1 protein-coding gene is annotated in these 987 nt (G+C 64.4%); it reads left to right on the forward strand.

Going from position 1 to position 987, the window contains the following annotated elements:
• A partial coding sequence (locus A5745_RS01985; RefSeq protein WP_139329403.1) for a condensation domain-containing protein occupies positions 1 to 987 on the forward strand: 987 nt, incomplete at both ends.

The following is a 987-nucleotide window of genomic DNA, read 5'->3' on the forward strand; positions in this document are numbered from 1 at the left end:
GCGACAAGTTTCATGGTGGTGCAGGCCGGGTTGGCGGTGTTGTTGTCGAAGATCGGCGCCAGTTCTGATGTGGCCGTGGGCTTCGCGGTGGCCGGTCGGGGTGATCCGGCGCTCGATGAGTTGGTGGGCTTTTTTGTCAACACCTTGGTGCTGCGGGTGGATGTGGGCGGTGATCCCACCTTCGCTGAACTGTTGGCGCAGGTTCGGGCACGCAGTTTGGAGGCGTTCGAACATCAGCACGTGCCGTTTGAGGTGTTGGTGGAGCGGCTCAATCCGGCTCGGTCGCTGCGCCATCACCCGCTGATTCAGGTGATGTTGGCCTGGCAGAACTTCGCCGGTCATGAGGATCCGGCGGCGGGTTTGGTGCTAGACGGTGTTGAGGTCAGCCCGATTCCGTTGGATACCCATAGCGCGCGTATGGATCTGGCGTTTTCGTTGGGGGAGCGTTTCACCGAGGCTGGTGAGCCCGCCGGAATCGGTGGGGCGGTGGAATTTCGCACCGACGTATTCGACCCGGAAAGCATCCAGGTGCTCATCGAGCGGTTGGAGCGGGTGTTGATGGCGATGACCGCCGATGCGGGGCGGCGCGTGTCGTCGGTGGATGTGCTCGACCAGTCCGAACATGCCCGCTTCGATGAGATCGGTCACCGGGCGGTGCTCAGCGCGGATGCCACAGCGCCGGTGTCGGTTCCGGAGTTGTTCGCCGCGCAGGTGGCCGCCACTCCGGAGGCGGTGGCGCTCAGTTGTGGTGAGCAGTCCTGGACTTACCGCCAACTCGATGAGGCGGCTAATCGGTTGGCGCATTTGTTGGTTGGCCGGGGCGTGGGTGCTGGGTGTGTGGTGGGGGTGTTGCTGGCGCGCTCTCCACACGCGATCGCCGCGATCACCGCGGTGCTCAAAACCGGGGCGGCGTATCTGCCCATCGACCCTGAACATCCGCGGGAGCGTATCGAGTTCATGCTCGGCGACGCCGCGCCGGTGGCGGTG

The organism is Mycobacterium sp. IS-2888 (assembly GCF_001954215.1).
GTDB lineage: Bacteria > Actinomycetota > Actinomycetes > Mycobacteriales > Mycobacteriaceae > Mycobacterium.